Source organism: Turicimonas sp. TL08 (genome assembly GCF_054660695.1).
Genome location: NZ_BAAGDP010000019.1, coordinates 45,908 through 53,509 on the forward strand (window position 1 = coordinate 45,908; position 7,602 = coordinate 53,509).

Here is a 7,602-nt window from a genome sequence, read left to right on the forward strand (position 1 = left end):
ATGGGGTAAACCCTTCAAAAAAACAAAATTTTCGAAAAATTCGGCACTTTTCGTGCAATTTGAAGTGTTTCGAAAAAATCCTCAGCTAACACAAAATAAAATTGTTAAATTTCATAGCATTAGCTGAGAGTTTCAATTCTACAAACTTACATCCTTCAACTGAAACTTGAAGGCTTTGTTATTCATAGCTTCTTCAATCTTGGTTTCAATTCTACAAACTTACATCCTTCAACTGAAACAAAGAGTGGACTGCGGAGTCAATGTAAAAGTTACCGTTTCAATTCTACAAACTTACATCCTTCAACTGAAACGTGTAAATCGGTAACTGTCCTTTTAGTTCATTCTGTTTCAATTCTACAAACTTACATCCTTCAACTGAAACGCATCAGTTTTTTCCTCTTTGATTTCAATTGATAGCGTTTCAATTCTACAAACTTACATCCTTCAACTGAAACAGCTTGTCAGAAATCCAGCTCAAACCATTCTTAAAAGTTTCAATTCTACAAACTTACATCCTTCAACTGAAACAGATCAATTAGGAGGGAAAGGGGGAAAATCTTTAAAAGTTTCAATTCTACAAACTTACATCCTTCAGCTGAAACATCTTGAAATCGCAACGCTCCCGAGAGCGAGTCAGGTTTCAATTCTAAAAACTTACATCCTTCAACTGAAACACAAAAGTATTAGCTTTTAGCAGGTCAAAAGAGGTAGTTTCAATTCTACAAACTTACATCCTTCAACTGAAACGTGGCGCATCCCGCTTTTTATCCCCGATGCTCCAGTTTCAATTCTACAAACTTACATTCTTCAACTGAAACATGTACTCATAAGCTTCCGAACCCATTCCTTTAATGTTTCAATTCTACTAACTTACATCCTTCAACTGAAACTACTCAGACGCAGGCGCCTCTCATAGGTTGTCATAATACTTTCCCGAGAGAATTTAAGAGGGCAAAATAAATGGGAAAAGTGGGTTTATATCTATTTAACAAAGTCTCCTATTGTCCCCTAAATATTAGAACCAAGAAAATCCTAAAATCTATCTGCACAGAAGTTTAAATATTCGCATTGGCAACATTGCCTCTCACTTGCGCAGCTCTCAGGTAATAAACCTGCAACAAGGGAGGCTTTAATGTGCTCTAAGCACTTCTTTACATCTTCTCTTTTCTGGTCATCAATCCTGATTTCAAATACCCTTCTCTTTTTTCCTAAAACCAAGAATCCCTGTTTTATAGATTTGCAATACTTTTCTTCTAGTGCGAGCGCATAAGCTGAGAGCTGGAGCACATGATCTCTTCTAATTTCTTCTTTTTCAGCCAATTTAAACTTAATTGGGTAAATATCTCCCGAGTTGGAGAAAAAGACCCCGTCCACTCTTCCGTGAACCTTAAGAAGTTCACTTTTAACGTCTACATGGGGTACAAACCTTCCCTGATCAAAGCGAACTGAAGAAAGATTTCGACGTTTCTGCAAAACCGACATCCTCTCATGAAAGGTCAGTCCTTCCTCAACCCATGGCTTCAATTCTGGGGTCATGCCATAAACGAGATAGAAAAAAGGTATCCTGGGACAAAAACAGTGTTGCCGAATTAAAGAAATGGGAATACTGTCTTCAAAGGAAAAGATATCCGTCGGCTTCAACATATTGAAAATCTCTATATCCCAAACAGGCCCGTACTTTATTTATGTCTAAGTGGCAAGGGAACCACAAGCACCTGTCCTCTTCGTCCAATAAAACTTTTCTTGCGAGAACCTCTAAACTTCGAGCCTCTGGCGGATTAAGACCTCCATAGAAAACTGATTTTTGCAGTGGTACCAAACCCAACTCTTTTAGAGAATCCGAAAACTTCTTCCTTCTCGTGCTGTCAGAAACGTCATAGCAGACTAAATAATTTACATACATTTCTTCCTCACCACTTGAAAGTTAACCCTTTATATCTTTTCTGACCCACAAACGTTGCGCAAAGCCGGTAAACCTGTCGCTGTAAGACATTTTCTAAGCGGCATTTTTCCCTTTGTATAGCACCAATCCAGACATTACCGCATCAATATTGTCTGAAATTTGCTTCTTTAAATTTTTATCCAAGAGCTGTCGATTCTCATCTTCACCTTTTTCTAAACTGGATTTCATTTTTATAATCGTCCGATCTACAACCCAAGCCCTATATTCCTCCATCAGATCGAGAGCTAGCGATGGTTTGCCGGGTCGATCGACATGCAAAAATCCGGCATACAGCTCCAACCCGGCGTTGACCAGAGCAGATTGCACATAGCTTTGTAGAATTGCGTAAGCGTAGTTGAGAGCTGCGTTTGTTATCTCTTGTGCTCCTCTTCCCTCTCGATTAGTAAACGGCGAAGGAAGAAGATGAGTATCTCGAAGAGCTTGCCAGTAGTGGACTGAAACTCGGCCCTCAATACCTAGAAGCGTGGCTCTCCATTCTGCATCTTTTCTATTAATAGAGTTGATCGAGTTTAGAAGAGGAGTAATATCATCAGCTATATCCTTCAGTAATTTACCAGCAGGCAATCCTTTTTTGCATAAATACTTGCTGAAATAGAGCAATACGGCACGTTGATTCTTGATTTTTGTCTTTATCACTTCTTGTGCTAGGGAGCAGCTGTTTTCCGAATTAATGAAATCGAATTGACTCTTTCGTACTTTGACAACAGCATGTTGGTACGTTCCAGATAGTTCGGAGACTCCTACACCTCTCCAATCAAGAAAAACAAGTTTAATTCCACGAGACGCACAAGCTAAAACAAGATCAGAAGACAACGCAATGTGCCGCTCCAGCCTTACACTTCTTAATCTTGAAAGAGGAGCTTCATAAATGATTTGGTTGTCTTCTTTAACTACAAGTAAATTTCCCTTCAAGCCTACAAAGCTTCCTATCGAAGAAATTGTAAGATGTCTCATAACTTATGCAGTCACGTAAGAGAATTTAACCGTACTTCCGACAAGCTCAATATTCAGCGTAAATTTCTTATTGTTCTCCCTAGGTTTTGGGAAAAACTGTGCCAGTTCTTCGTTCTTATAAATGCCCTCCTCAAAAAACTCTTTTGTCTCACGTATGACTTTACTTGGAAGAGTTAAGGAACTTTTATCTTTGGCTTTTTGCAGCTCTTTATCCCACAATATATAAAGGTCAAATGGAAGCGTAGCTCTAATGTATCGGCGAGCTTTAGTGCCGGGTGCGTGCTCGATTATTACTCCTTCATTTTCATAAACGGTCTTCCACTCGTCCATCTTTACACACTCGTTAACAGGCTGATACTGGTATTCATAAATTTTTAGATTTTTGGTTGTTAATCGAGGATGTGGTAGCGGAGAATTAAATAAAATCTTGCCGTCCTTCTTAGAAAAACCATAATAAAGCTGATTTGCATCAATTGACTGGTAAACGTACCCACTTCGAAAATCTTTTCTTCTTATGCGCACAGCTCCCGATTGAGATGCCAGCATAGGTAAGCTCATAGATCTTTTAACTTTTTTATGTCTTACTCTGCTCTTTTCCGGAGTTGTCCATAAAGATGATAATCTGGCATTGACTTCTTCCAATCCTGCTTCTGGGCAAGCAGTCAGGAAATTACTCAACTCCTCTGATAGTTCTTGCCATCTCTTATAGGAAGGATAGACAATATTTCCTTTAGCTGAAAATTGTTTTTCTCTGTCTCTCAGCTCCAATTTAAGCAAAAATTCTCCCTCGAAGTTAGATTGATATTTCGACTTCAATTTAATTTTTTTAGAGGCCGTATCTACCAATTCAGTCAATACCTCTTGCTTCAAAGTAGTGTAATGAAGCTGATTCAGAAGACTAAGCTGCCTTGATTCATCGTTAGATAATAAAGCACAGCCGGCTTTGCTCATCAATTCGAAAGCTTTAGTTTTGTCAATGCGGTAAGTGCCTTCGTCTTTATTCTCGTTCCTTTTTTCAAAGAACGGTTCAAGAATCTGCAACAGAAGATGAGGATTCTTACCCTTGACTTGAGTCAGACTCTCTTTTTCATTAGAGCCTTTTTTATCGTTATCAAATCCAACAAAAATCTCCTCCTTCTTTTTATAAATATTCAAAAATCTTTCTGCATATATAGTGTCTTTAAAGATAGCCGAATTATTAATTCGATCTTTTTGAGAAAAAGATTTTGGAGATATCTGAACCACTTGACACGTCTCAGGATATAACTCTTTAAGAAGTTGGACGGCTTTCGTATTATGTGAATCGGCTAGCAAAGCGTCCCCATGGAGGACAAATTCTGCACTCGCATCTCCACATGCGGCTGCATAAACGCACATCGCATCAACACTGTGAGAAGAGACGGATTGAATGTCTTCTTTAAACATGGAGTTGTCAAGCTCCCCGAGCTTTGAACGTAACGCACTCACAGTGAAAGCGGGAATCGAAAATGCATCAAAAGATAACTTGTTGCCGGTCTCTGTTAGCCAATTTTGCAAGTCATTTTCCAAGTAGCTTCTAAGAGATCGTATAAACCAAGCTTGGGAACCATTCACTACAGTTTTTCTGCGAACTCCCAAAGCTGAGAGCACCTCTTTTCTGGCATCGCTTCCAGGATTCAGAAATAGGGCGTGACGCACACAATTTCTTTCCTCTTGACTTAACAAATCTAAATATCCGAGTCGTTTATTTTCGTTTAGATGTCGAACAGTTGATTCTATCGTGCTCTCAATAGCGGAAAGGTCAGATGTTCCGAAAACTGCAGTTAAATATGATGGGTTAAGTTGTTTAAGGAAGTAGAGGTTTTCCTTTTTAGCCGCATTTCCCTGCCTAGATACGAAAATGAGATTAACTTCAGAATTAAAAATTGAAGAATAATTTTTGATAGTTTTGCTTCTGGGAATAATATGGTCTATTTCTCCTTCACTATTCAGAGGTATACCCGTGTATGCGCAGTTCCCCTTAGCATCATCTTTGATTCTTTCTTCTTTAGAAAGCCATTTCTTTTTCTGAGCCTCCCCAGCTTTTTCGATTTTTTCTTGTTTCTTTTTAAGTCTTGAATCCGATAACTCTAACCGTTTAAGTTCCAGCAAAGAGGCAGTAAAGTTGAATTTATTCTCCTCAACTAAAATCGGTACTACGATCTCGGCGCCTTGATCTTGAGTGTCCCTCTTAATTTTTTCTACCAGACGTTTACCTACTTCGCGAGCATTCCTCTCTAAAACTCTTCTCATATACCCGTCAAAAGGTCTTACTGAGTCAGCAGGTAGTGGACCGCATTGGGCGGCACCATTCTTAAAGGTTAATCTCCACGCATTTTCCAATAAAGCAGCTGTAGTGATTTTGGTAAAGCCCGATCTTTCTGTCTCGATAATTGTATAAAGTTGTGCTAAGGAGTAGGGATTCGCAAATTTTGTTCTTTGCTCATCTGACAGACCCAACTGCTCTCCAATAAAAGCCGCTGTCAACAAAACATCCTGCTTCAGCTTCACATATTCTTTTTCTTCTGAATCTAATTTTTCATTACCAAGAGCGGCTTTGGTCAAGGCACTTTGGTAGTCTAAGTTAAAAGCGGAACCTCGATCTTTTCTTAATTGCTCTATGCGAGTACAAATACTTTTTACCGTACTGTTGCCTTTGACCTTTCTGTTCCAAACGTCAGCAATAAATCTTTTTGCTGTCTCTTCGTCAACTCTTAGGACATTAGCTACAAGACGATCTAAAACTTTTTTCTTCTGTTTTGGATGCAAATCAGATCTTTCCAGAATGGATTCTTTCTCATCCCACAACCCTTTCTGTGCCTTTGCTACTTCGTAGAAATATCTTCTGGCAAAATCCAAAAATGGTCCAAAATTTTGCTCTTCCAACGTCTTAAACAACAGCAAATTTCTTGCGGCAGCTTCAGAATAAAGTGTAGGGCTAGAAAGTATCTTTCTTATTTCGAAAATATCATTTACTTTGGAGCGGTCTAAAGCTCTTTGAAGAATGTAAGAAAGTCGAAAATCCAAAGAGTCTTGAGTTGTTCTCCTAGATTTCCTATCAAGATTTTGCAAAATAACATCTAAATTGTCTTGCAAATCAGAATCTGCGTTAACCAAACGAGAAGCCCAGCTCCTCCATGAGTCGCCATAGACCTCAGTGAGCTTAGCAGGGTTAAGGTAAAGAGTGTAGTCAAGAGGAGGTCTGCGATTATTTTGGTCCTCATACGGCGGAATTGTGCTCTTGCAATCTAATTCACACAAGCAGTCAATTATGTCATCAGCTTTGGAAAGAGTTCCAATCACATCTGAAATTCTTGCCTTGTTTTCAGGATCCGGATGAAAGTACTTATAAGCTCTAACCCAGATATCCTTGAGTTTTTGCTCATTCAAGGGCTGAGAGTTTTCAGGCTTCACAGGCTTAACTTTCTCAATCCAAGGATCGTTAAAATACCAGCGAAGCGCTCTCAGCTGGAGATTTGACAAATTTCCTATTAAGTTCCAAAACCTACCTATGCCTCCGAAAGCTTCTTCAATCTTTTTCAGCCGAGAATCGCGGCCCATATCGTGAAGAATATTATCTAAATATTTTTCTCTATGCAGATGGCCGAGAGAAGTCAATTCAGAAATTTGTCGAGCTGCCTCAATAATTGTTTTTCTTGCTTCAAGATATCTTTCTAAACTTTCTTTTGAACTGTAGTCAGGAAAATTATCCTTGACGTATTTTTTAAAGGTTCTTGCATCCGGAATTTTTTTATTTGAATTTATTTTATTTACTTCGGACAAATCGGCTGTGAGAGAGTTCCACTGAGTTAAAAGTTCAATATCGGAACTAAAGAAATCTTCAAACCCGGGACACATGGCAAAAACAAGAGGATCTACATCATTCAAGCTATCAAGGTCGATTTCTGTCTCGATTCGTGAATACCCTCTTCTCTTTAAATATCCTGACAAAGCTTCTGTCAGCTGAGATTTTTCCTGAGCGCTAAGGACAAGACCTGCTTTCATTAACTGATGGTCAACAATAAGATTAAGCAGTCTACGAGCCAGAACAAATCTCTTTTTTGATCGGACTCTGTGCCGCACCGCAGTTCTATGTTTCATAGAGTAGTGAATCTTATCGGAGTTCACAATCGTCATTGCTGTCGCGTCAGCTGCGGTTGGGAGGACGCCGTCGAGATGAGAAATCATGAAGACGCCGGTATACTTTGCGCCCATATCGATTCCCACAGGGAAAATATACTTAGAAGAGCCCATTTTTTTCTCCTTGTTATGAGTTTTTATATAGCGCCATCTGTCGGAGAGAAAAAAAAGAAAAGCTCCCCCCAAGATCAAATCACTACAAATAAATTCTTCTTTTGCTTTACCGATTATCCCCTATTTTTAACAGATTGACACTAATTTTCCATGGGATACCTCAGTCAAAGGTAAGTAAAACGCAACTAACTGTTTTTCAAGTTTTTTTAAGAGAAAGAATGCGACGAGTTAAGAAAGCTACGCAAATTTACGGCAGCTAACATGGGCAAGAGTTGAAATCACAGAACTGAAAAATTGCATTTCTAGAATACCTAACTTTTTAAAATCCTAAAAAATTCTTTATTTTCAGTTGCTTTCGTTGACTTTTTGTGCTAAACTAGATAACCTAAATAGATAATTTATGAGATCATGAG

The 7,602-nt window shown here is 38.8% G+C and carries 4 protein-coding genes and 1 CRISPR repeat array; all 4 genes read right to left on the minus strand.

Going from position 1 to position 7,602, the window contains the following annotated elements; genetic code table 11:
* The first annotated feature begins 129 nt into the window (after positions 1 to 129).
* Positions 130 to 890: direct repeats of the CRISPR family, unit length 37 nt; unit sequence GTTTCAATTCTACAAACTTACATCCTTCAACTGAAAC.
* Positions 891 to 1,032: 142 nt separating this feature from the next.
* The gene (cas4, locus tag ACYQ4O_RS09880) at positions 1,033 to 1,644 is read right to left on the minus strand and encodes a CRISPR-associated protein Cas4 (RefSeq protein WP_460175492.1); all 612 of its coding nucleotides are present in this window, start codon (positions 1,642 to 1,644) and stop codon (positions 1,033 to 1,035) included.
* Positions 1,613 to 1,903, minus strand: coding sequence for a CRISPR-associated endonuclease Cas2 (gene cas2, locus ACYQ4O_RS09885; RefSeq protein ID WP_066592705.1), 291 nt, complete (start codon positions 1,901 to 1,903; stop codon positions 1,613 to 1,615). The genes cas4 and cas2 overlap by 32 nt, the downstream gene beginning before the upstream one ends.
* Before the next feature lie 93 nt (positions 1,904 to 1,996).
* A complete protein-coding gene (cas1, locus tag ACYQ4O_RS09890; RefSeq protein WP_460175493.1) occupies positions 1,997 to 2,917 on the minus strand; it encodes a CRISPR-associated endonuclease Cas1 in 921 nt (306 codons plus the stop codon).
* A gap of 3 nt (positions 2,918 to 2,920) precedes the next feature.
* On the minus strand, positions 2,921 to 7,189 hold the full coding sequence (gene cas9 / locus ACYQ4O_RS09895) for a type II-B CRISPR-associated RNA-guided endonuclease Cas9/Csx12 (RefSeq protein WP_460175494.1): 4,269 nt from the start codon (positions 7,187 to 7,189) through the stop codon (positions 2,921 to 2,923).
* Positions 7,190 to 7,602 lie beyond the last annotated feature (413 nt).